At 60.8% G+C, this 26619-nt stretch carries 1 protein-coding gene; it reads right to left on the bottom strand.

The window, feature by feature from the left end:
- Nucleotides 1-140: 140 nt before the first annotated feature.
- Nucleotides 141-25949, bottom strand: coding sequence for an immunoglobulin-like domain-containing protein (locus LU682_RS00680; RefSeq protein ID WP_289644839.1), 25809 nt, complete (start codon nt 25947-25949; stop codon nt 141-143).
- Nucleotides 25950-26619: the final 670 nt, after the last annotated feature.

Raw genomic sequence — 26619 nt, 5'->3', positions numbered from 1 at the left:
TGTCCCTCGTCACGTTGTTTCCTTGTTGGTAGACAGCAGCATAGGCAAAGATCGCCGGGCGCGCAGGCCCGGCGCCAGAGTATGCGCTGTTGGCGGGTAGCAGGAAAGAGCCGGGGCCGCTGTGCGGCCCCGGTGGTCTGTCAGCTGTCCTTGTTGTGGATGATGATGGTCGGATCGGCGCCGCTGATCAACGAGTTGATCGTCTGGTTAGACCAGTTGACGCCTTCCAGCTTGATGGTCACGTCGGCGTTGGCGATACCACCTTCGGCGTTGAGCTTGCCTTCGCTGCTGACTTGCAACGTGGTCGTACCCTCCACCGTGGTGAGCTTCAGGTAGTTGTCGATGGTGCTGCCCTTCTCACCCTGCAGCAGGTCCTTCAGATCGATACGGTCACCCTCGGCCTTGTTGAAGTCCTTGATCACGTCGTTACCGACGTCGCCAGCCTTCCACACGAAGGTGTCGGCACCGCTGCCACCGATCAGGATATCGTCGCCCTGGCCACCGATCAGGGTGTCATTGCCAGTACCGCCCAGCAGGATGTCGTTACCTTTGCCACCATTCAGCGTGTCGCTACCACCTTGGCCGAAGAGGATGTCATTGCCATTGCCACCCGACAGGATGTCATTGCCGTCCTTGGCACCGGAGATATCGAACTCGGTGTAGTGCTCGGTGATGTACTGGTGAACATTGCTGGTAGTGACAGCACCGACTTCAACACCGCTCTTCTGTGCAACGTACGTCTGCAGGGCCTGGTAGCCCTCGCTGACGACACCGTTGAGGGTGATCAGGTCACCGAAGATGATGTCGTTGCCGTTACCACTATCAATGGTGTCGGCACCTGGCACCGTTGCTTCGGAGTGACCGAGAATCGCCTTGGCCAAATCGGACGGGTCGATATTGGTCTGTGGCTTGCCGGCACTGTCGTAAGGTTTCAGATCGTTCAGCGTGACATCGCTGTTCAGGCCGATAGCCTGGACTTTGCTCAAGCCATTGGTGCCGCCCAATACTGCGAAACTTTCAGTAGAACCTGCGGCCGAGTAGACGTAGTTCCAGTAATCCGCGTAGCCGGTACCGTCCAGGCTGGAGAATTCATAGGTACCATCACCCTGTGCGTGAAGGGTGCCTACCGTCTTGGTGGAGTCGAGCACCAACTCACCTCGGCGGTTCTCGGTATAAGTCAGCACTTTGACCACACCACTGCTGCTGATCTCGACCTTGTGAGTCGCGTCGGCCCAGGCGCTGAACGTGTCACCCATCTTGTAATTGTTGACGTTGACTACATCGTCCAGGCTCTTGCCATTCTTCCACAGGCTAGGGTTGGTGGACTCATTGCTCTGATAGTAGGTTGGCTTACCGTCGGTAATGAAGTAAGTCAGGTTCTCCGCACCTTTGTTGCTGGTGGCCATGGTGCTGTTGAAGAAGTTGGACGTGGTCTTGAACGCGTCTTCATAGTTGGTACCGCCACCGTAGTAGCCGCCCACCATCGAGTTCAATACCGCCTGCAACTTGCTCAAAGCATCCGGGTCGGCAAGGTTCACTGCCACGTTCTTGTTTACCTGGGTATCGAAGTCGACCAGGAAGATGTTTACGGTACCCGAGGTGTCCGAGCCCAGGCTGGCCTTGAGCGTGTTGAACACCGAGGCCAACTGCGTCTTGGCGTCGGCAATCGACTTGTCGCTCATACTGCCCGAGCTATCGACCATGAAGGCGATGTTGTAGTTCTTGCCCTGAACCACGTTCAGCCCGGATACGTCAGCGACGAAGATGTCGTTGCCTTCACTACCGGTCAGCGTGTCATTACCCGAGGTACCCACACTGGCCTTGTAGGTCGCGCCGTAAACCGTCACCGGGATATTGCCGGTGGTGATGGCCGAGCCGCCCAGGCTTTCGGTGGCAGTCGAGGTAACCGTGATGTCGAACGAGCCTTTGTAATAGGCCGGCGGGGTCAGCGTCAGGCTGCTGAGTTTCCAGCCTGTCACATCGACCGGGGCAGTACCTACCGTGACCGTGTGGCCTGCACCATCGCTCAACACAGTACCTTTCGGGATACCGCTGAGTGTTACGTTCAGGCTTTCGGAGCCGTCAGTGTCGGTCAGGGCGGTGGAAATACCGACCAGTTTCACCGAGCCACCCTCAGGCCCTTCGTTGAGCTTGTAGCCGTCGTAGTAGCTCTGACCATTCACGGTGTGCAGGTCGGACACGCCCAGGCCTGCGTTCGCCATCTCGGTAACGTTCTGGTACATCTTGACGTTCGAGCTGCTCAGGTCGGTAACGGCACCGGAGCCTACCTGGATGTTCAGGTCATAGCTGCCTGGACCGGACTGGTTGGCATGGTAGACCTCGATCGGGTAGTAGCCGCTGGTATTTGGGGTAAAGGTACCCGACACCCCGCCACCGGCTCCCCAGGTGGCCGTGACTACAGTCTTGCCACCGATGGTGACCACGAAGCTGTCGTCGGCCAAACCACTGAAGGTATAGACCTTGCCGGCTTCCAGGTAGATCAGGCCCGACGTTTTCGAACCGGTGCCAGCGGTGACGCTGCCATCGGACTGCACGTTGGTAGTGGTGCTGCTGGAGTTCGCGCTGCCGGAGTTGGCAAAGACCGTCTTCAGATCCTCGCCGGTAATGCCGTTGCCGCCAGTACCCAGGCCTTTGAGGCTGGTCCAGACTTCCTTGGTCAGCCCTTTGGACTCGATATCGGCGCTGCCGAAGCTCAGGGTCGGTTTGTCGGCAACCGGGCTGATATCGACCTTCATGGTCACTTCGCTGCCCAGGTTGGTGCCATCGTTCGGCTTGAACTTGAACTGGGCGTAGTCAGCCTTCTGGTTACCCACACCATTACCACCGTAGTTGTCCGCACCCGACTGGTTGAGGGCCGGAACGAACTTCAGGTTCTTGGCAGTGATATCAGCCTGGCTGACCACTTGGCCAACGGCCACATTCACCCATGCAGTACCGTTGAAGAACTGCAAGTTGCCGGCGGCCGGGAGCGAGGTAATGGTCACAGACAGGTTAGTGTTGCCGTCGGCATCAGTGACTTTGAAATCACTCCAGGCAAACACGTAATCGGTGTCCTCAACGCCAAATACCGCGCCGCCAGGCGAAACCGGCAGGTGGTCATTGTCGAGAATGGTGGTCGTCACGCTCGATTTGCTGCTATCGACCTGCAGGTTCTCGAAGTTACCACCCGTGGCGGTTTCGATCTTCACGACGAAGTTCTCGGTACCTTCGACCAGTTTGTCGTTGAGGGTAGCGATGTTGAACGTCGTGCCTGTGCTGTTGGCCGGAATCTTCACGGTCGCAACACCGGTGAAGTCATCACCGTTTTGGGCGGTACCGCTGTAGCTAAGGGTGATAGTGACTTCGGACTTGGACGCGTTGCTCAGCGTCAGGGTGTACTGGCCGGTTTCACCCTCGGTCAGAGAAGTCGTGCCGGTAATACCGACGGTGGTGACGTCGCCCTTGTTGCCGGTGCCTGGAGTTCCCGAACCTGGTTCGTCGGTCACGGCGGTGCTGACCGGGGTCTTGTCCAGTGTCAGCTGTTCGAACTTGCCAACATCCGCGCCGCCAACGGTTGCGATCGATTTGATCACAGGGTCGTTGGTACCGACGTAGACGTTGTCCGGGGCAGTGACGGTAGCAGTGCCCACGGTGCCGTTGGCCGGCACGGTGATGACGGTTTTGCCGTCGCTCAGCGTGAAGGTCAATGCACTGTGGTTGTTGATTGGCAGACCATCTTTGTTGGTCAGGGTGATGGTGTAGGTGATCTCGCCGCCTTCGGTTACCGAAGGGGTCGCGGTCAGCTTGGCCACCACTTCGTCGGTGGTGTCGGTGACATCCACCTTCGCGGCACCGCCCAGCTCGAGGTTCTCGAAGGTCGCACCAGTGGCGTCCACCGCCGAGTTGATGCCCAGGCTGATCTGGCCAGCATCGTTGTAGACGTCATCGCCCTGCGCAGCGTGGGTGTACGGCGCGCTGGTTTCGCCGGCCTTGATGGTGACCTGGGCGTTGTTGCTCAGGGTCACGACCAGGTCGTGAGCCAGCGGCTGGTTGACGTGCACGGTGAAGGTCGGCTTGACGTTCTCGGCCACCGAAGTCTGGTCGGCGGTGATGGTGACCTTGACCAGGTCGCCTTCGTTGCCTGGGGTACCCGGCTCGTCGGTGACCGACGTGCTGACCGGGGTTTTGTCGAGTGTCAGTTGCTCGAACTTACCGACGTCCGCACCTCCAACGGTTGCGATCGACATCACGACAGGGTCGTTGGTGCCGACGTAGACGTTGTCCGGGGCAGTGACGGTAGCAGTGCCCACGGTGCCGTTGGCCGGCACGGTGATGACGGTTTTGCCGTCACTCAGCGTGAAGGTCAATGCACTGTGGTTGTTGATCGGCAGGCCGTCTTTGTTGGTCAGGGTGATGGTGTAAGTGATCTCGCCACCTTCGGTGACCGAAGGGGTCGCGGTCAGCTTGGCCACTACTTCGTCGGTGGTATCGGTCACTTGAACGGTAGCCGCACCGCCCAGTTGCAGGTTCTCGAACGTAGCGCCAGTGGCGTCTACCGCCGAGTTGATACCCAGGCTGATCTGGCCAGCATCGTTGTAAACGTCATCGCCCTGCGCAGCGTGGGTGTATGGCGCGCTGGTCTCGCCGGCCTTGATGGTGACCTGGGCATTGTTGCTCAGGGTCACGACCAGGTCGTGAGCCAGCGGCTGGTTGACGTGAACAGTGAAGGTCGGTTTGACGTTCTCGGCCACCGAAGTCTGGTCGGCTGTGATGGTGACCTTGACCAGGTCGCCTTCGTTGCCCGGCGTACCTGGCTCGTCGGTAACCGACGTGCTGACCGGGGTCTTGTCCAGTGTCAGTTGCTCGAACTTGCCGACATCCGCACCTTCAACGGTTGCGATCGATTTGATCACAGGGTCGTTGGTGCCAACGTAGACGTTGTCCGGGGCAGTCACGGTGGCAGTACCCACGGTGCCATTAGCCGGCACGGTGATGACGGTTTTGCCGTCGCTCAGCGTGAAGGTCAATGCACTGTGGTTGTTGATCGGCAGGCCGTCTTTGTTGGTCAGGGTGATGGTGTAAGTGATCTCGCCACCTTCGGTGACCGAAGGGGTCGCGGTCAGCTTGGCCACTACTTCGTCGGTGGTATCGGTCACTTGAACGGTAGCCGCACCGCCCAGTTGCAGGTTTTCGAAGGTGCGACCGTCTACATCCACAGCGGACGTGATGCCCAGGCTGATCTGGCCAGCGTCGTTGTAGACGTCATCGCCTTGCGCAGCGTGGGTGTATGGCGCGCTGGTTTCGCCGGCCTTGATGGTGACCTGGGCGTTGTTGCTCAGGGTCACGACCAGGTCGTGGGCCAGCGGCTGGTTGACGTGCACGGTGAAGGTCGGCTTGACGTTCTCGGCCACCGAGGTCTGGTCGGCGGTGATGGTGACCTTGACCAAGTCGCCTTCGTTGCCCGGCGTACCTGGCTCGTCGGTCACCGACGTGCTGACCGGCGTCTTGTCCAGCGTAAGCTGTTCGAACTTGCCGACATCCGCGCCCTCAACGGTTGCGATCGACATCACGACAGGGTCGTTAGCGCCGACGTAGACGTTGTCCGGAGCAGTCACGGTGGCAGTGCCCACGGTGCCGTTGGCCGGCACAGTGATGACGGTTTTGCCGTCGCTCAGCGTGAAGGTCAATGCACTGTGGTTGTTGATCGGCAGACCGTCTTTGTTGGTCAGCGTGATGGTGTAAGTGATCTCACCGCCTTCGGTCACCGAAGGGGTGGCGGTCAGTTTGGCCACCACTTCGTCGAGGGTGTCGGTCACTTGGACCGAAGCGGCACCGCCCAGCTCCAGGTTTTCGAAGGTGCGACCGTCTACATCCACAGCGGACGTGATGCCCAGGCTGATCTGGCCCGCATCGTTGTAGACGTCATCACCCTGCGCAGCGTGGGTGTACGGCGCGCTGGTCTCGCCAGCCTTGATGGTGACCTGAGCGTTGTTGCTCAGGGTCACGACCAGGTCGTGAGCCAGCGGCTGGTTGACGTGAACAGTGAAGGTCGGTTTGACGTTCTCGGCTACCGAAGTCTGGTCGGCGGTGATGGTGACCTTGACCAGGTCGCCTTCGTTGCCTGGGGTACCCGGCTCGTCGGTGACCGACGTGCTGACCGGGGTCTTGTCGAGTGTCAGTTGCTCGAACTTACCGACGTCCGCACCTCCAACGGTTGCGATCGACATCACGACAGGGTCGTTGGTGCCGACGTAGACGTTGTCCGGGGCAGTCACGGTGGCAGTGCCGGTTGTACCGTTAGCCGGGATGGTGATGGTGGTTTTGCCATCGTCCAGGGTAAAGGTCAGCGCCGCATGCTTGTCGATAGGCAGACCATCTTTGTTGGTCAGCGTGATGGTGTAGGTGATCTCGCCGCCTTCGGTTACCGAAGGGGTCGCGGTCAGCTTGGCCACTACTTCGTCGGTGGTGTCGGTCACTTGAACCGAAGCCGCACCACCCAGTTCCAGGTTCTCGAATGTAGCGCCGGTGGCGTCTACCGCCGAATTGATGCCCAGGCTGATCTGGCCAGCATCGTTGTAGACGTCATCGCCTTGCGCGTCGTGGGTGTACGGCGCGCTGGTTTCGCCGGCCTTGATGGTGACCTGGGCGTTGTTGCTCAGGGTCACGACCAGGTCGTGGGCCAGCGGCTGGTTGACGTGCACAGTGAAGGTCGGTTTGACGTTCTCGGCCACCGAGGTCTGGTCGGCGGTGATGGTGACCTTGACCGGGTCGCCTTCGTTGCCTGGGGTACCCGGCTCGTCGGTGACCGAAGTGCTGACCGGGGTCTTGTCGAGTGTCAGTTGCTCGAACTTGCCAACGTCCGCACCTTCAACGGTAGCGATCGACATCACGACAGGGTCGTTGGTACCGACGTAGACGTTGTCCGGAGCAGTCACGGTGGCAGTACCCACGGTGCCGTTGGCCGGCACGGTGATGACGGTTTTGCCGTCGCTCAGCGTGAAGGTCAATGCACTGTGGTTGTTGATCGGCAGGCCGTCTTTGTTGGTCAGCGTGATGGTGTAGGTAATCTCGCCGCCTTCGGTCACCGACGGGGTCGCGGTCAACTTGGCCACTACTTCGTCGGTGGTGTCGGTCACTTGAACCGAAGCGTTGCCGCCCAGTTGCAGGTTCTCGAAGGTCGCACCAGTGGCGTCCACTGCCGAATTAATGCCCAGGCTGATCTGGCCAGCATCGTTGTAGACGTCATCGCCTTGCGCAGCGTGGGTGTATGGCGCGCTGGTTTCGCCAGCCTTGATGATGACCTGGGCATTGTTGCTCAGGGTCACGACCAGGTCGTGAGCCAAGGCGGTGTTGATGTGCACGGTGAACGTCGGCTTGACGTTCTCGGCCACCGAGGTCTGGTCGGCCGTGATGGTGACCTTGACCAAGTCGCCTTCGTTGCCTGGGGTACCCGGCTCGTCGGTCACCGACGTGCTGACCGGCGTCTTGTCCAGCGTCAGTTGCTCGAACTTGCCAACGTCCGCGCCTTCAACGGTTGCGATCGACATCACGACAGGGTCGTTGGTACCGACGTAGACATTGTCCGGGGCAGTGACGGTGGCAGTGCCCACGGTGCCGTTGGCCGGCACGGTGATGACGGTTTTGCCGTCGCTCAGCGTGAAGGTCAATGCACTGTGGTTGTTGATCGGCAGGCCGTCTTTGTTGGTCAGCGTGATGGTGTAGGTAATCTCGCCGCCTTCGGTGACCGACGGGGTGGCGGTCAACTTGGCCACGACTTCGTCGGTGGTGTCGGTGACATCCACCTTCGCGGCACCGCCCAGCTCCAGGTTCTCGAAGGTCGCACCAGTGGCGTCCACCGCCGAGTTGATACCCAGGCTGATCTGGCCAGCGTCGTTGTAGACGTCATCACCCTGCGCAGCGTGGGTGTACGGCGCGCTGGTTTCGCCAGCCTTGATGGTGACCTGGGCGTTGTTGCTCAGGGTCACGACCAGGTCGTGGGCCAGCGGCTGGTTGACGTGCACGGTGAAGGTCGGCTTGACGTTCTCGGCCACCGAGGTCTGGTCGGCGGTGATGGTGACCTTGACCAGGTCGCCTTCGTTGCCCGGCGTACCTGGCTCGTCGGTAACCGACGTGCTGACCGGCGTCTTGTCCAGCGTCAGTTGCTCGAACTTGCCGACATCCGCACCGCCAACGGTAGCGATCGACATCACGACAGGGTCGTTGCTGCCGACGTAGACGTTATCCGGGGCAGTGACAGTGGCAGTACCCACGGTGCCATTAGCCGGCACGGTGATGACGGTTTTGCCGTCGCTCAGGGTGAAGGTCAATGCACTGTGGTTGTTAATCGGCAGACCGTCTTTGTTGGTCAGGGTAATGGTGTAAGTGATCTCACCGCCTTCGGTCACCGACGGGGTCGCAGTCAGCTTGGCCACTACTTCGTCGGTGGTGTCGGTCACTTGGACCGAAGCCGCACCGCCCAGCTCGAGGTTCTCGAAGGTCGCACCAGTGGCGTCCACCGCCGAGTTGATACCCAGGCTGATCTGGCCAGCATCGTTGTAGACGTCATCACCCTGCGCAGCGTGGGTGTACGGCGCGCTGGTTTCACCGGCCTTGATGGTGACCTGGGCATTGTTGCTCAGGGTCACGACCAGGTCGTGAGCCAGCGGCTGGTTGACGTGAACAGTGAAGGTCGGTTTGACGTTCTCGGCTACCGAAGTCTGGTCGGCCGTGATGGTGACCTTGACCAGGTCGCCTTCGTTGCCCGGCGTACCTGGCTCGTCGGTAACCGACGTGCTGACCGGGGTCTTGTCCAGTGTCAGTTGCTCGAACTTGCCGACATCCGCACCGCCAACGGTAGCGATCGACATCACGACAGGGTCGTTGCTGCCGACGTAGACGTTATCCGGGGCAGTGACAGTGGCAGTACCCACGGTGCCATTAGCCGGCACGGTGATGACGGTTTTGCCGTCGCTCAGGGTGAAGGTCAATGCACTGTGGTTGTTGATCGGCAGACCATCTTTGTTGGTCAGGGTGATGGTGTAGGTGATCTCACCACCTTCGGTCACCGAAGGCGTCGCGGTCAGCTTGGCCACCACTTCGTCGGTGGTATCGGTCACTTGAACCGAAGCCGCACCGCCCAGCTCGAGGTTCTCGAAGGTCGCACCAGTGGCGTCCACCGCCGAGTTGATGCCCAGGCTGATCTGGCCAGCGTCGTTGTAAACGTCATCACCCTGCGCAGCGTGGGTGTACGGCGCGCTGGTCTCGCCAGCCTTGATGGTGACCTGGGCGTTGTTGCTCAGGGTCACGACCAGGTCGTGGGCCAGCGGCTGGTTGACGTGTACGGTGAACGTCGGTTTGACGTTCTCGGCCAACGAAGTCTGGTCGGCCGTGATGGTGACCTTGACCAGGTCGCCTTCGTTGCTGCCGCCCGGGTTGCCTGGGGTGCCAGGCTCGTCGGTGACGGTAGTGCTGACCGGGGTCTTGTCCAGCGTCAGTTGCTCGAACTTACCGACGTCCGCACCTCCAACGGTTGCGATCGACATCACGACAGGGTCGTTGGTGCCGACGTAGACGTTGTCCGGGGCAGTGACGGTAGCAGTGCCCACGGTGCCGTTGGCCGGCACGGTGATGACGGTTTTGCCGTCGCTCAGCGTGAAGGTCAATGCACTGTGGTTGTTGATTGGCAGACCGTCTTTGTTGGTCAGCGTGATGGTGTAGGTGATCTCGCCGCCTTCGGTGACCGACGGGGTCGCAGTCAGCTTGGCCACCACTTCGTCGGTGGTGTCGGTCACTTGAACCGAAGCGTTGCCGCCCAGTTGCAGGTTCTCGAAGGTCGCACCAGTGGCGTCTACCGCCGAGTTGATGCCCAGGCTGATCTGGCCAGCATCGTTGTAAACGTCATCGCCCTGCGCAGCGTGGGTGTACGGCGCGCTGGTCTCGCCGGCCTTGATGGTGACCTGGGCATTGTTGCTCAGGGTCACGACCAGGTCGTGAGCCAGCGGCTGGTTGACGTGAACAGTGAAGGTCGGTTTGACGTTCTCGGCCACCGAAGTCTGGTCGGCGGTGATGGTGACCTTGACCAGGTCGCCTTCGTTGCCTGGGGTACCTGGCTCGTCGGTGACCGACGTGCTGACCGGCGTCTTGTCCAGCGTCAGTTGCTCGAACTTACCGACGTCCGCACCGCCAACGGTAGCGATCGACATCACGACAGGGTCGTTGCTGCCGACGTAGACGTTGTCCGGGGCAGTCACGGTTGCAGTGCCCACGGTGCCGTTGGCCGGCACGGTGATGACGGTCTTGCCGTCGCTCAGCGTGAAGGTCAATGCACTGTGGTTGTTGATCGGCAGGCCGTCTTTGTTGGTCAGGGTGATGGTGTAGGTGATCTCGCCGCCTTCGGTGACCGACGGGGTCGCAGTCAGCTTGGCCACCACTTCGTCGGTGGTGTCGGTCACTTGAACCGAAGCCGCACCGCCCAGCTCCAGGTTCTCGAAGGTCGCACCAGTGGCGTCCACCGCCGAGGTGATGCCCAGGCTGATCTGGCCAGCGTCGTTGTAAACGTCATCACCCTGCGCAGCGTGGGTGTACGGCGCGCTGGTTTCACCGGCCTTGATGGTGACCTGGGCATTGTTGCTCAGGGTCACGACCAGGTCGTGAGCCAGCGGCTGGTTGACGTGAACAGTGAAGGTCGGTTTGACGTTCTCGGCCACCGAGGTCTGGTCGGCTGTGATGGTGACCTTGACCAAGTCGCCTTCGTTGCCTGGGGTGCCCGGCTCGTCGGTGACCGACGTGCTGACCGGGGTCTTGTCCAGCGTCAGTTGCTCGAACTTGCCGACATCCGCACCTTCAACGGTTGCGATCGATTTGATCACAGGGTCGTTGGTGCCGACGTAGACGTTGTCCGGGGCAGTGACAGTGGCAGTACCCACGGTGCCATTAGCCGGCACGGTGATGACGGTTTTGCCGTCGCTCAGCGTGAAGGTCAATGCACTGTGGTTGTTGATTGGCAGACCGTCTTTGTTGGTCAGCGTGATGGTGTAGGTGATCTCGCCGCCTTCGGTGACCGACGGGGTGGCGGTCAACTTGGCCACGACTTCGTCGGTGGTGTCGGTGACATCCACCTTCGCGGCACCGCCCAGCGCCAGGTTCTCGAAGGTCGCACCAGTGGCGTCCACCGCCGAGTTGATGCCCAGGCTGATCTGGCCAGCGTCGTTGTAAACGTCATCACCCTGCGCAGCGTGGGTGTACGGCGCGCTGGTCTCGCCAGCCTTGATGGTGACCTGGGCGTTGTTGCTCAGGGTCACGACCAGGTCGTGGGCCAGCGGCTGGTTGACGTGTACGGTGAACGTCGGTTTGACGTTCTCGGCCACCGAAGTCTGGTCGGCCGTGATGGTGACCTTGACCAGGTCGCCTTCGTTGCTGCCGCCCGGATTGCCTGGGGTGCCAGGCTCGTCGGTGACGGTAGTGCTGACCGGGGTCTTGTCCAGCGTCAGTTGCTCGAACTTGCCGACGTCCGCACCTCCAACGGTTGCGATCGACATCACGACAGGGTCGTTGGTGCCGACGTAGACGTTGTCCGGGGCAGTCACGGTAGCAGTACCCACGGTACCGTTGGCCGGCACGGTGATGACGGTTTTGCCGTCGCTCAGCGTGAAGGTCAATGCACTGTGGTTGTTGATCGGCAGACCGTCTTTGTTGGTCAGCGTGATGGTGTAGGTGATCTCGCCGCCTTCGGTCACCGACGGGGTCGCGGTCAGCTTGGCCACCACTTCGTCGGTGGTGTCGGTGACTTGAACCGAAGCGTTGCCGCCCAGTTGCAGGTTCTCGAAGGTGCGACCGTCTACATCCACAGCAGACGTGATGCCCAGGCTGATCTGGCCAGCGTCGTTGTAGACGTCATCGCCTTGCGCAGCGTGGGTGTATGGCGCGCTGGTCTCGCCGGCCTTGATGGTGACCTGGGCGTTGTTGCTCAGGGTCACGACCAGGTCGTGAGCCAGCGGCTGGTTTACGTGCACGGTGAAGATCGGTTTGACGTTCTCGGCCACCGAAGTCTGGTCGGCTGTGATGGTGACCTTGACCAGGTCGCCTTCGTTGCCCGGCGTACCTGGCTCGTCGGTAACCGACGTGCTGACCGGCGTCTTGTCCAGCGTCAGTTGCTCGAACTTGCCGACGTCCGCACCTTCAACGGTTGCGATCGATTTGATCACAGGGTCGTTGGTACCGACGTAGACGTTGTCCGGGGCAGTGACGGTAGCAGTGCCCACGGTGCCGTTGGCCGGCACGGTGATGACGGTTTTGCCGTCGCTCAGCGTGAAGGTCAATGCACTGTGGTTGTTGATCGGCAGACCGTCTTTGTTGGTCAGCGTGATGGTGTAAGTGATCTCGCCGCCTTCGGTGACCGACGGGGTCGCGGTCAGCTTGGCCACCACTTCGTCGGTGGTGTCGGTGACATCCACCTTCGCGGCACCGCCCAACTCGAGGTTCTCGAAGGTCGCACCAGTGGCATCCACCGCCGAGTTGATACCCAGGCTGATCTGGCCAGCATCGTTGTAGACGTCATCGCCCTGCGCAGCGTGGGTGTACGGCGCGCTGGTTTCGCCGGCCTTGATGGTGACCTGGGCGTTGTTGCTCAGGGTCACGACCAGGTCGTGAGCCAGCGGCTGGTTGACGTGAACAGTGAAGGTCGGTTTGACGTTCTCGGCTACCGAAGTCTGGTCGGCGGTGATGGTGACCTTGACCAGGTCGCCTTCGTTGCTGCCGCCCGGGTTGCCTGGGGTACCAGGCTCGTCGGTGACGGTAGTGCTGACCGGGGTCTTGTCGAGTGTCAGTTGTTCGAACTTGCCGACATCCGCACCTTCAACGGTTGCGATCGATTTGATCACAGGGTCGTTGGTACCGACGTAGACGTTGTCCGGGGCAGTCACGGTTGCAGTGCCCACGGTGCCGTTGGCCGGCACGGTGATGACGGTTTTGCCGTCGCTCAGCGTGAAGGTCAATGCACTGTGGTTATTGATCGGCAAGCCGTCTTTGTTGGTCAGGGTAATGGTGTAAGTGATCTCACCGCCTTCGGTCACCGAAGGGGTCGCGGTCAACTTGGCCACCACTTCGTCGGTGGTATCGGTCACTTGAACCGAAGCCGCACCGCCCAGCTCCAGGTTTTCGAAGGTGCGACCGTCTACATCCACAGCAGACGTGATACCCAGGCTGATCTGGCCAGCGTCGTTGTAGACGTCATCACCCTGAGCAGCGTGGGTGTACGGCGCGCTGGTTTCACCGGCCTTGATGGTGACCTGGGCATTGTTGCTCAGGGTCACGACCAGGTCGTGAGCCAGCGGCTGGTTGACGTGAACAGTGAAGGTCGGTTTGACGTTCTCGGCTACCGAAGTCTGGTCGGCCGTGATGGTGACCTTGACCAGGTCGCCTTCGTTGCTGCCGCCCGGGTTGCCTGGGGTACCAGGCTCGTCGGTGACGGTAGTGCTGACCGGCGTCTTGTCCAGCGTCAGTTGCTCGAACTTACCGACGTCCGCACCTTCAACGGTTGCGATCGATTTGATCACAGGGTCGTTGGTACCGACGTAGACGTTGTCCGGGGCAGTCACGGTTGCAGTGCCCACGGTGCCGTTGGCCGGCACGGTGATGACGGTTTTGCCGTCGCTCAGCGTGAAGGTCAATGCACTGTGGTTATTGATCGGCAAGCCGTCTTTGTTGGTCAGGGTAATGGTGTAAGTGATCTCACCGCCTTCGGTCACCGAAGGGGTCGCGGTCAACTTGGCCACCACTTCGTCGGTGGTGTCGGTGACATCCACCTTCGCGGCACCGCCCAACTCGAGGTTCTCGAAGGTCGCACCAGTGGCGTCCACCGCCGAGTTGATACCCAGGCTGATCTGGCCAGCGTCGTTGTAGACGTCATCACCCTGAGCAGCGTGGGTGTACGGCGCGCTGGTTTCACCGGCCTTGATGGTGACCTGGGCATTGTTGCTCAGGGTCACGACCAGGTCGTGAGCCAGCGGCTGGTTGACGTGAACAGTGAAGGTCGGTTTGACGTTCTCGGCTACCGAAGTCTGGTCGGCCGTGATGGTGACCTTGACCAGGTCGCCTTCGTTGCTGCCGCCCGGGTTGCCTGGGGTACCAGGCTCGTCGGTGACGGTAGTGCTGACCGGCGTCTTGTCCAGCGTCAGTTGCTCGAACTTACCGACGTCCGCACCTTCAACGGTTGCGATCGATTTGATCACAGGGTCGTTGGTACCGACGTAGACGTTGTCCGGGGCAGTCACGGTTGCAGTGCCCACGGTGCCGTTGGCCGGCACGGTGATGACGGTTTTGCCGTCGCTCAGCGTGAAGGTCAATGCACTGTGGTTGTTGATCGGCAGACCATCTTTGTTGGTCAGGGTGATGGTGTAAGTGATCTCGCCGCCTTCGGTGACCGACGGGGTGGCGGTCAACTTGGCCACGACTTCGTCGGTGGTGTCGGTGACATCCACCTTCGCGGCACCGCCCAGCTCCAGGTTCTCGAAGGTCGCACCAGTGGCGTCCACCGCCGAGGTGATGCCCAGGCTGATCTGGCCAGCGTCGTTGTAAACGTCATCACCCTGCGCAGCGTGGGTGTACGGCGCGCTGGTTTCGCCAGCCTTGATGGTGACCTGGGCATTGTTGCTCAGGGTCACGACCAGGTCGTGGGCCAGCGGCTGGTTGACGTGCACGGTGAAGGTCGGTTTGACGTTCTCAGCCACCGAGGTCTGGTCGGCTGTGATGGTGACCTTGACCAAGTCGCCTTCGTTGCCTGGGGTGCCCGGCTCGTCGGTGACCGACGTGCTGACCGGGGTCTTGTCCAGCGTCAGTTGCTCGAACTTGCCGACATCCGCACCTTCAACGGTTGCGATCGATTTGATCACAGGGTCGTTGGTGCCGACGTAGACGTTGTCCGGGGCAGTGACAGTGGCAGTACCCACGGTGCCATTAGCCGGCACGGTGATGACGGTTTTGCCGTCGCTCAGCGTGAAGGTCAATGCACTGTGGTTGTTGATTGGCAGACCGTCTTTGTTGGTCAGCGTGATGGTGTAGGTGATCTCGCCGCCTTCGGTGACCGACGGGGTGGCGGTCAACTTGGCCACGACTTCGTCGGTGGTGTCGGTGACATCCACCTTCGCGGCACCGCCCAGCGCCAGGTTCTCGAAGGTTGCACCAGTGGCGTCCACCGCCGAGGTGATGCCCAGGCTGATCTGGCCAGCGTCGTTGTAAACGTCATCACCCTGCGCAGCGTGGGTGTACGGCGCGCTGGTTTCGCCGGCCTTGATGGTGACCTGGGCGTTGTTGCTCAGGGTCACGACCAGGTCGTGGGCCAAGGCGGTGTTGATATGTACGGTGAAGGTCGGTTTGACGTTCTCGGCCACCGAGGTCTGGTCAGCAGTAATAGTGACTTTGACGATATCGCCTTCGTTGCCTGGAGTGCCTGGCTCGTCAGTGACCTCGGTGCTGACCGGGGTCTTGTCCAGATTCAGGTTTTCGAACTTCCACGCATCTGCGCCGCTGACGGCGTCGATGGCATTGACCACCGGCGCGTTGGTGCCGACATAGACGTTGTCCGGGGCGGTTGCAGTGGCCGAACCGGTGGTGCTGTTGGCTGCCACGACGACGGTGGTGCCGTCGGTCAGCTTGAAGTACAGCTCCGAGTGGTTGTTGATCGGCAGACCGTCTTTGTTGGTCAGGGTGATGGTGTAGGTGATCTCACCGCCTTCGGTGACCGAAGGGGTCGCGGTCAGCTTCGCCACCACCTCGTCGAGGGTGTCGGTCACTTGAACCGAAGCGTTGCCGCCCAGTTGCAGGTTCTCGAAGGTGTGACCGTCTACATCCACAGCGGACGTGATGCCCAGGCTGATCTGGCCAGCGTCCTGGTAGACGTCATCGCCTTGCGCGTCGTGGGTGTACGGCGCACTGGTCTCACCGGCCTTGATGGTGACCTGAGCGTTGTTGCTCAGGGTCACGACCAGGTCGTGAGCCAGCGGCTGGTTGACGTGCACGGTGAAGGTTGGCTTGACGTTCTCGGCTACCGAAGTCTGGTCGGCCGTGATGGTGACCTTGACGATGTCGCCTTCGTTGCCTGGAGTGCCTGGCTCGTCAGTGACGGTAGTGCTGACCGGGGTCTTGTCCAGGTTCAGGTTTTCGAACTTCCACGCATCTGCGCCGCTGACCGCGTCGATGGCATTGACCACCGGCGCGTTGGTGCCGACATAGACGTTGTCCGGGGCGGCTACAGTGGCCGAACCGGTGGTGCTGTTGGCTGCCACGACGACAGTAGTGCCATCGGTCAGCTTGAAGTACAGCTCCGAGTGGTTATTGATCGGCAGACCGTCTTTGTTGGTCAGCGTGATGGTGTAGGTGATCTCGCCGCCTTCGGTCACCGAAGGGGTCGCGGTCAGCTTCGCCACGACTTCGTCGAGGGTGTCGGTCACTTGAACCGAAGCGTTGCCGCCCAGTTGCAGGTTCTCGAACGCAGCACCAGTGGCGTCCACCGCCGAGTTGATGCCCAAGCTGATCTGGCCAGCGTCCTGATAGACGTCATCGCCTTGCGCGTCGTGGGTGTACGGCGCGCTGGTTTCACCGGCCTTGATGGTGACCTGAGCGTTGTTGCTCAGGGTCACGATCAGGTCGTGGGCCAGCGGCTGATTGACGTGCACAGTGAAGGTCGGTTTGACGTTCTCGGCTACCGAGGTCTGGTCGGCCGTGATGGTGACCTTGACGATGTCGCCTTCGTTGCCTGGAGTGCCTGGCTCGTCAGTGACGGTAGTGCTGACCGGGGTCTTGTCCAGGTTCAGGTTTTCGAACTTCCACGCATCTGCGCCGCTGACGGCGTCGATGGCATTGACCACCGGCGCATTAGTGCCGACATAGACGTTGTCTGGTGCGGTTGCAGTGGCCGAGCCCGTGGTGCTGTTGGCTGCCACGACGACAGTGGTGCCGTCGGTCAGCTTGAAGTACAGCTCCGAGTGGTTGTTGATCGGCAGACCATCTTTGTTGGTCAGGGTGATGGTGTAGGTGATCTCACCGCCTTCGGTGACTGAAGGGGTCGCGGTCAGCTTCGCCACCACCTCGTCGAGGGTGTCGGTCACTTGAACCGAAGCGTTGCCGCCCAGTTGCAGGTTCTCGAAGGTGTGACCGTCTACATCCACAGCGGACGTGATGCCGAGGCTGATCTGGCCCGCATCCTGATAGACGTCATCGCCTTGCGCGTCGTGGGTGTACGGCGCGCTGGTTTCGCCAGCCTTGATGGTGACCTGAGCGTTGTTGCTCAGGGTCACGACCAGGTCGTGGGCCAGCGGCTGGTTGACGTGCACGGTGAAGGTCGGTTTGACGTTCTCGGCCACCGAAGCCTGGTCGGCGGTGATGGTGACCTTGACGATATCGCCTTCGTTACCTGGTGTGCCTGGCTCGTCGGTCACCTCGGTGCTGACCGGGGTCTTGTCCAGGTTCAGGTTTTCGAACTTCCACGCATCTGCGCCGCTGACCGCGTCGATGGCATTGACCACCGGCGCGTTGGTGCCGACATAGACGTTGTCTGGTGCGGTTGCAGTGGCCGAACCGGTGGTGCTGTTGGCTGCCACGACGACGGTGGTGCCGTCGGTCAGCTTGAAGTACAGCTCCGAGTGGTTGTTGATCGGCAGACCGTCTTTGTTGGTCAGGGTGATGGTGTAGGTGATCTCACCGCCTTCGGTCACCGAAGGGGTGGCAGTCAGCTTGGCCACCACTTCGTCGAGGGTGTCGGTGACTTGAACCGAAGCGGAACCGCCCAGCTCAAGGTTCTCGAACGCAGCACCAGTGGCGTCTACTGCCGAGTTGATGCCCAGGCTGATCTGGCCAGCGTCCTGATAGACGTCATCGCCTTGCGCATCGTGGGTGTACGGCGCGCTGGTTTCGCCAGCCTTGATGGTGACCTGAGCATTGTTGCTCAGGGTCACGACCAGGTCGTGGGCCAGCGGCTGGTTGACGTGCACGGTGAAGGTCGGTTTGACGTTCTCGGCCACCGAAGTCTGGTCGGCCGTGATGGTGACCTTGACGATGTCGCCTTCGTTGCCTGGAGTGCCTGGCTCGTCGGTGACCTCGGTGCTGACCGGGGTCTTGTCCAGGTTCAGGTTTTCAAACTTCCACGCATCTGCGCCGCTGACCGCGTCGATGGCATTGATCACCGGCGCGTTGGTGCCGACATAGACGTTGTCTGGTGCGGTTGCAGTCGCCGAGCCCGTGGTGCTGTTGGCTGCCACGACGACAGTGGTGCCGTCGGTCAGCTTGAAGTACAGCTCCGAGTGGTTATTGATCGGCAGACCGTCTTTGTTGGTCAGGGTGATGGTGTAGGTGATCTCACCGCCTTCGGTCACCGAAGGGGTGGCAGTCAGCTTGGCCACCACTTCGTCGAGGGTGTCGGTGACTTGAACCGAAGCAGCACCGCCCAGCTCAAGGTTCTCGAATGCAGCACCAGTGGCGTCCACCGCCGAGTTGATGCCCAAGCTGATCTGGCCAGCGTCCTGATAGACGTCATCGCCTTGCGCGTCGTGGGTGTACGGCGCGCTGGTCTCACCAGCCTTGATGGTGACCTGGGCGTTGTTGCTCAGGGTCACGACCAGGTCGTGGGCCAGCGGCTGGTTGACGTGCACGGTGAAGGTCGGCTTGACGTTCTCGGCTACCGAAGTCTGGTCAGCCGTGATGGTGACCTTGACGATGTCGCCTTCGTTGCCTGGAGTGCCTGGCTCGTCGGTGACCTCGGTGCTGACCGGGGTCTTGTCCAGGTTCAGGTTTTCGAACTTCCATGCATCTGCGCCGCTGACCGCGTCGATGGCATTGACCACCGGCTGGTTGGTGCCGACATAGACGTTGTCCGGGGCGGCTACAGTGGCCGAACCGGTGGTGCTGTTGGCTGCCACGACGACAGTAGTGCCATCGGTCAGCTTGAAGTACAGCTCCGAGTGGTTATTGATCGGCAGACCGTCTTTGTTGGTCAGCGTGATGGTGTAGGTGATCTCGCCGCCTTCGGTGACCGACGGAGTGGCAGTCAGCTTGGCCACCACCTCGTCGAGGGTGTCGGTGACATCCACTTTCGCGGCACCGCCCAACTCGAGGTTCTCGAACGCAGCACCAGTGGCGTCCACCGCCGAGTTGATGCCCAGGCTGATCTGGCCCGCATCCTGATAGACGTCATCGCCCTGCGCGTCGTGAGTGTACGGTGCGCTGGTTTCGCCGGCCTTGATGGTGACCTGAGCGTTGTTGCTCAGGGTCACGACCAGGTCGTGAGCCAGGGCGGTGTTGATGTGCACAGTGAAGGTCGGTTTGACGTTCTCGGCTACCGAAGTCTGGTCGGCCGTGATGGTGACCTTGACGATATCGCCTTCGTTGCCTGGCGTACCTGGCTCGTCGGTGACCTCGGTGCTGACCGGGGTCTTGTCCAGGTTCAGGTTTTCGAACTTCCATGCATCTGCGCCGCTGACCGCGTCGATGGCATTGACCACCGGCTGGTTGGTGCCGACATAGACGTTTTCCGGGGCGGCTACAGTGGCCGAACCGGTGGTGCTGTTGGCTGCCACGACGACAGTAGTGCCATCGGTCAGCTTGAAGTACAGCTCCGAGTGGTTATTGATCGGCAGACCGTCTTTGTTGGTCAGGGTGATGGTGTAGGTGATCTCACCGCCTTCGGTCACCGAAGGGGTGGCAGTCAGTTTGGCCACCACTTCACTGATAGTGTCCGAGATCTCAACGGTAGCCGGGCCACCCAAGGCCAGCTTCTCGAAGGTGGCACCCGGAACTGTAGCGTCGGTAACACTGAGCGTGATGGAGCCTGCATCAAGATAGACGTCATCGCCCTGAACCGAGGTCTTGTACTCGACTTCGGTCTTACCGGCTTCGATCGTCACGGTGTCGCCGTTAGACAGGGTTACCGTCAACGGACGGTCCAGCGCCTGGCTTACTTTCACAGTAAAGGAAGGCTGCTGGTCTTCGGTCACATTGCCATTGCTGACAATACTTACGGTGACGGTATCGATGCTGTCATTGATGACAGTCGAGGCTGGGGTCGGATTCGGAGTCAGATGTTCGAAGTTGCCGCCCGTGGCGCTCTCGATGGTGACGCTGACGGTCGAGCCGTTGTTGTAGACGTCATTGGCCGGGGTCTGGAAATCGACGCTGCCCTGGGTTTTACCCGCTTCAACGGTAATGGTTTGGCCGTTGGACAAGGTCACGGTTACCGGCGTCTGGGCAGGATTGCTCAGGGTCACGGTGTAGGTGATCACGCCGCCTTCGGTCACGCTTGGCGAGGCGGTCAGGGTCGCAGTAGTGGTGTCGACCGAGTCGGTGATCGTGGTCTGAGCCGGCGTCGGGTTCGGGGTCAGTTGCTCGAAATTACCGCCTGTGGCGTTCTCGATGGTGACGCTGACAGTCGAACCGTTGTTGTAGACGTCATTCGCCGGGGTCTGGAAATCGACGCTGCCCTGGGTCTTGCCGGCTTCAACGGTAATGGTTTGGCCGTTGGACAGGGTCACGGTTACCGGCGTCTGGGCAGGATTGCTCAGGATCACGGTGTAGGTGATCACGCCGCCTTCGGTGACCGACGGGCTCGCCGTCAGGGTCGCGGTGGTGGCATCGACCGAGTCGTTGATCGTGGTCTGAGCCGGCGTCGGGTTCGGGGTCAGCTGTTCGAAGTTGCCGCCGGTGGCGTTCTCGATGGTGACGCTGACGGTCGAACCGTTGTTGTAGACGTCATTGGCCGGGGTCTGGAAATCGACGCTGCCCTGGGTTTTGCCGGCTTCAACAGTGATGACCTGGCCGTTGGACAGGGTCACGGTTACCGGCGTCTGGGCAGGATTGCTCAGGGTCACGGTGTAGGTGATTACGCCGCCTTCGGTGACCGACGGGCTCGCCGTCAGGGTCGCGGTGGTGGCATCGACCGAGTCGTTGATCGTGGTCTGAGCCGGGGTCGGATTCGGGGTCAGTTGCTCGAAATTACCGCCTGTGGCGTTCTCGATGGTGACGCTGACGGTCGAACCGTTGTTGTAGACGTCATTCGCCGGGGTCTGGAAATCGACGCTGCCCTGGGTCTTGCCGGCTTCAACGGTAATGGTTTGGCCGTTGGACAGGGTCACTGTCACCGGCGTCTGGGCAGGATTGCTCAGGGTCACGGTGTAGGTGATTACGCCGCCTTCGGTGACCGACGGGCTCGCCGTCAGGGTCGCGGTGGTGGCATCGACCGAGTCGTTGATCGTGGTCTGAGCCGGGGTCGGATTCGGGGTCAGTTGCTCGAAATTACCGCCTGTGGCGTTCTCGATGGTGACGCTGACGGTCGAACCGTTGTTGTAGACGTCATTCGCCGGGGTCTGGAAATCGACGCTGCCCTGGGTCTTGCCGGCTTCAACGGTAATGGTTTGGCCGTTGGACAGGGTCACTGTCACCGGCGTCTGGGCAGGATTGCTCAGGGTCACGGTGTAGGTGATCACGCCGCCTTCGGTGACCGACGGGCTCGCCGTCAGGGTCGCGGTGGTGGCATCGACCGAGTCGTTGATCGTGGTCTGAGCCGGCGTCGGGTTCGGGGTCAGCTGTTCGAAGTTGCCGCCAGTGGCGTTCTCGATGGTGACGCTGACGGTCGAACCGTTGTTGTAGACGTCATTCGCCGGGGTCTGGAAATCGACGCTGCCCTGGGTCTTGCCGGCTTCAACGGTAATGGTTTGGCCGTTGGACAGGGTCACTGTCACCGGCGTCTGGGCAGGATTGCTCAGGGTCACGGTGTAGGTGATCACGCCGCCTTCGGTGACCGACGGGCTCGCCGTCAGGGTCGCGGTGGTGGCATCGACCGAGTCGTTGATCGTGGTCTGAGCCGGGGTCGGATTCGGGGTCAGTTGCTCGAAATTACCGCCTGTGGCGTTCTCGATGGTGACGCTGACGGTCGAACCGTTGTTGTAGACGTCATTCGCCGGGGTCTGGAAATCGACGCTGCCCTGGGTCTTGCCGGCTTCAACGGTAATGGTTTGGCCGTTGGACAGGGTCACTGTCACCGGCGTCTGGGCAGGATTGCTCAGGGTCACGGTGTAAGTGATCACGCCGCCTTCGGTGACCGACGGGCTCGCCGTCAGGGTCGCGGTAGTGGTGTCGACCGAGTCGTTGATCGTGGTCTGAGCCGGCGTCGGGTTCGGGGTCAGTTGCTCGAAATTACCGCCCGTGGCGTTCTCGATGGTGACGCTGACCGTCGAACCGTTGTTGTAGACGTCATTGGCCGGGGTCTGGAAATCGACGCTGCCCTGGGTTTTACCCGCTTCAACGGTAATCGTTTGGCCGTTGGACAGGGTCACAGTTACCGGCGTCTGGGCAGGATTGCTCAGGGTCACGGTGTAGGTGATCACGCCGCCTTCGGTGACCGACGGGCTCGCCGTCAGGGTCGCGGTGGTGGTGTCGACCGAGTCGTTGATCGTGGTCTGAGCCGGCGTCGGGTTCGGGGTCAGCTGTTCGAAGTTGCCGCCAGTGGCGCTCTCGATGGTGACGCTGACGGTCGAGCCGTTGTTGTAGACGTCATTGGCCGGGGTCTGGAAATCGACGCTGCCCTGGGTTTTACCCGCTTCAACGGTAATCGTTTGGCCGTTGGACAGGTTCACGGTTACCGGCGTCTGGGCAGGGTTGCTCAGGGTCACGGTGTAAGTGATCACGCCGCCTTCGGTGACCGACGGGCTCGCCGTCAGGGTCGCGGTAGTGGTGTCGACCGAGTCGTTGATCGTGGTCTGAGCCGGGGTCGGATTCGGGGTCAGTTGCTCGAAATTACCGCCTGTGGCGTTCTCGATGGTGACGCTGACGGTCGAACCGTTGTTGTAGACGTCATTCGCCGGGGTCTGGAAATCGACGCTGCCCTGGGTCTTGCCGGCTTCAACGGTAATGGTTTGGCCGTTGGACAGGGTCACTGTCACCGGCGTCTGGGCAGGATTGCTCAGGGTCACGGTGTAGGTGATTACGCCGCCTTCGGTGACCGACGGGCTCGCCGTCAGGGTCGCGGTGGTGGCATCGACCGAGTCGTTGATCGTGGTCTGAGCCGGGGTCGGATTCGGGGTCAGTTGCTCGAAATTACCGCCTGTGGCGTTCTCGATGGTGACGCTGACGGTCGAACCGTTGTTGTAGACGTCATTCGCCGGGGTCTGGAAATCGACGCTGCCCTGGGTCTTGCCGGCTTCAACGGTAATGGTTTGGCCGTTGGACAGGGTCACTGTCACCGGCGTCTGGGCAGGATTGCTCAGGGTCACGGTGTAGGTGATTACGCCGCCTTCGGTGACCGACGGGCTCGCCGTCAGGGTCGCGGTGGTGGCATCGACCGAGTCGTTGATCGTGGTCTGAGCCGGGGTCGGATTCGGGGTCAGTTGCTCGAAATTACCGCCTGTGGCGTTCTCGATGGTGACGCTGACGGTCGAACCGTTGTTGTAGACGTCATTCGCCGGGGTCTGGAAATCGACGCTGCCCTGGGTCTTGCCGGCTTCAACGGTAATGGTTTGGCCGTTGGACAGGGTCACGGTTACCGGCGTCTGGGCAGGATTGCTCAGGATCACGGTGTAGGTGATCACGCCGCCTTCGGTGACCGACGGGCTCGCCGTCAGGGTCGCGGTGGTGGCATCGACCGAGTCGTTGATCGTGGTCTGAGCCGGCGTCGGGTTCGGGGTCAGCTGTTCGAAGTTGCCGCCGGTGGCGTTCTCGATGGTGACGCTGACGGTCGAACCGTTGTTGTAGACGTCATTGGCCGGGGTCTGGAAATCGACGCTGCCCTGGGTTTTGCCGGCTTCAACAGTGATGACCTGGCCGTTGGACAGGGTCACGGTTACCGGCGTCTGGGCAGGATTGCTCAGGGTCACGGTGTAGGTGATTACGCCGCCTTCGGTGACCGACGGGCTCGCCGTCAGGGTCGCGGTGGTGGCATCGACCGAGTCGTTGATCGTGGTCTGAGCCGGGGTCGGATTCGGGGTCAGTTGCTCGAAATTACCGCCTGTGGCGTTCTCGATGGTGACGCTGACGGTCGAACCGTTGTTGTAGACGTCATTCGCCGGGGTCTGGAAATCGACGCTGCCCTGGGTCTTGCCGGCTTCAACGGTAATGGTTTGGCCGTTGGACAGGGTCACTGTCACCGGCGTCTGGGCAGGATTGCTCAGGGTCACGGTGTAAGTGATCACGCCGCCTTCGGTGACCGACGGGCTCGCCGTCAGGGTCGCGGTAGTGGTGTCGACCGAGTCGTTGATCGTGGTCTGAGCCGGCGTCGGGTTCGGGGTCAGTTGCTCGAAATTACCGCCCGTGGCGTTCTCGATGGTGACGCTGACCGTCGAACCGTTGTTGTAGACGTCATTGGCCGGGGTCTGGAAATCGACGCTGCCCTGGGTTTTACCCGCTTCAACGGTAATCGTTTGGCCGTTGGACAGGGTCACAGTTACCGGCGTCTGGGCAGGATTGCTCAGGGTCACGGTGTAGGTGATCACGCCGCCTTCGGTGACCGACGGGCTCGCCGTCAGGGTCGCGGTGGTGGTGTCGACCGAGTCGTTGATCGTGGTCTGAGCCGGCGTCGGGTTCGGGGTCAGCTGTTCGAAGTTGCCGCCAGTGGCGCTCTCGATGGTGACGCTGACGGTCGAGCCGTTGTTGTAGACGTCATTGGCCGGGGTCTGGAAATCGACGCTGCCCTGGGTTTTACCCGCTTCAACGGTAATCGTTTGGCCGTTGGACAGGTTCACGGTTACCGGCGTCTGGGCAGGGTTGCTCAGGGTCACGGTGTAAGTGATCACGCCGCCTTCGGTGACCGACGGGCTCGCCGTCAGGGTCGCGGTGGTGGTGTCGACCGAGTCGTTGATCGTGGTCTGAGCCGGGGTCGGATTCGGGGTCAGTTGCTCGAAATTACCGCCGGTGGCGTTCTCGATGGTGACGCTGACGGTCGAACCGTTGTTGTAGACGTCATTGGCCGGGGTCTGGAAATCGACGCTGCCCTGGGTTTTGCCGGCTTCAACAGTGATGACCTGGCCGTTGGACAGGGTCACGGTCACCGGCGTCTGGGCAGGGTTGCTCAGGGTCACGGTGTAGGTGATCACGCCACCTTCGGTCACGCTTGGCGAGGCGGTCAGGGTCGCGGTTGTAGTGTCGATTGTATCGGTCACTTGGGTAACCGCTGGCGTTTGCGGCAATGTCACCGTCAGCCCGCCACCACCGGTACTACCTGTCACGGTGGCCGAAATCTGGCCACCGTCGATGTAAGGTGTGTCGTTTGCCGGAACTGCGACGTTGACGCTACCACTGGTCTGCCCAGCCGGAATGACGATCACGGCACCATTGGACAGAGTAATTACCAGGTTGGTGGTCGGCGCCTGACCAACGGTGGCGGTATAAACGATTACGCCACCCGCTTCACTGATAGAAGGGGTTGCGCCAAGCGTCAGCTCAGTAGCGACGGTGGTATCCGTCGGTGTGGTCACCAGGTTGTTGCCGTTAGTGTCCAGCAGGCCCACTTCTTGGTTATCGGGTACGACCGCAAAGCCCAGCCCGTCAGTCGGGAAGCCAACCGTCGTGTCAACTCGGCCAGCCGTCTCTTCGAGCATCACGAAGCTGTGGCCACCGCCCAGCGCACCACCACCCGCTGATGACGGGCCAGCGGCGGTAGCTTCAAGCTCAGTAGTCGGGTCAACACCAGCAGCAATTGCCTGCTGCAACTCTTCCACCGAAGGCGCGGCCTGGGCTGCCGCCTGGCTCAGGTCGGTGCTACTGTCAGGCGCATCGGCGCTCCATTGGCTGTCACGTCCAAGATCGAGCAGTCGGCCATCAGCCAGCTCCAAAGTAACTGCGCCACCCGGACCGGTGAGCACTTCCTCACCGGCCAACAGGCGGTCACCTTCGATAAGTACACGCCGGATGCCCTCTGGGGATACCGCAATAACCTGGCCGACAATGCTTTTGACGATGGCTACAACGCTGCTCATTGGACTCTCCGTGTGACCCGATGGGGTACTTCCCTGCCAGAGCGGCGCTTGCTAGCCACTTCAGGCGGAACTATGTCGATGATCTCTTGACGTTTTTGACGTCAATATTCCGTCTATAACTTTTTGGAATTGCCTGACTGCCAAACTATTGACCTTATACATGCCATCCTAAACAATCGGCAATGTAATGTCACATTGATATTTGTACCTTAGCCAAGCGTTTCCTGAGGACAAATGTCTTACATCATCAAAAAGGTGTTAAGCCATCAGTCCTAGCACTTTTTCATACACCTCAGCAGCCGTAAATCACGCGGCGCGACCGACTTACTCGACAATGTCAGCGTTACTGGCGTCAATATCCAGGTCACTGTCAATCGCCCGGACACTGATTGCCAAATAAGCACAAACCTTGCCGGAATGCGGCCAGGCAGAGGTCGATAGCCAGCCAGAGCCGGGGGCGCTTGCGGCTATCAACGCTGCGCGAGTCACAAGCAGCTATGTGTCGCAAATCAAAGAGATGACCGACGAGTGCGTGAATAATGGTATCCCGATCATTGAAAATCGCTTGCGGATATTGAATGCAAGAAGGCAAGAATCCGCACTCTATAGATGAATTTTGACTAACAAGCCACAGATATGCGCCAACAAACCAGCGCCTGTTTACTGACAG

The organism is Pseudomonas alloputida (assembly GCF_021283545.2).
GTDB classification, from domain to species: Bacteria; Pseudomonadota; Gammaproteobacteria; order Pseudomonadales; family Pseudomonadaceae; genus Aquipseudomonas; species Aquipseudomonas alloputida.
Note: the sequence above shows the minus strand (reverse complement) of the source record. Positions and strands in the feature narration are given on the sequence as shown.

Bases quoted from the DNA above. Each gene is read 5' to 3' on its own strand.
- LU682_RS00680 (WP_289644839.1), bottom strand. From the start codon at position 25,949: ATGAGCAGCGTTGTAGCCATCGTCAAAAGCATTGTCGGCCAGGTTATT.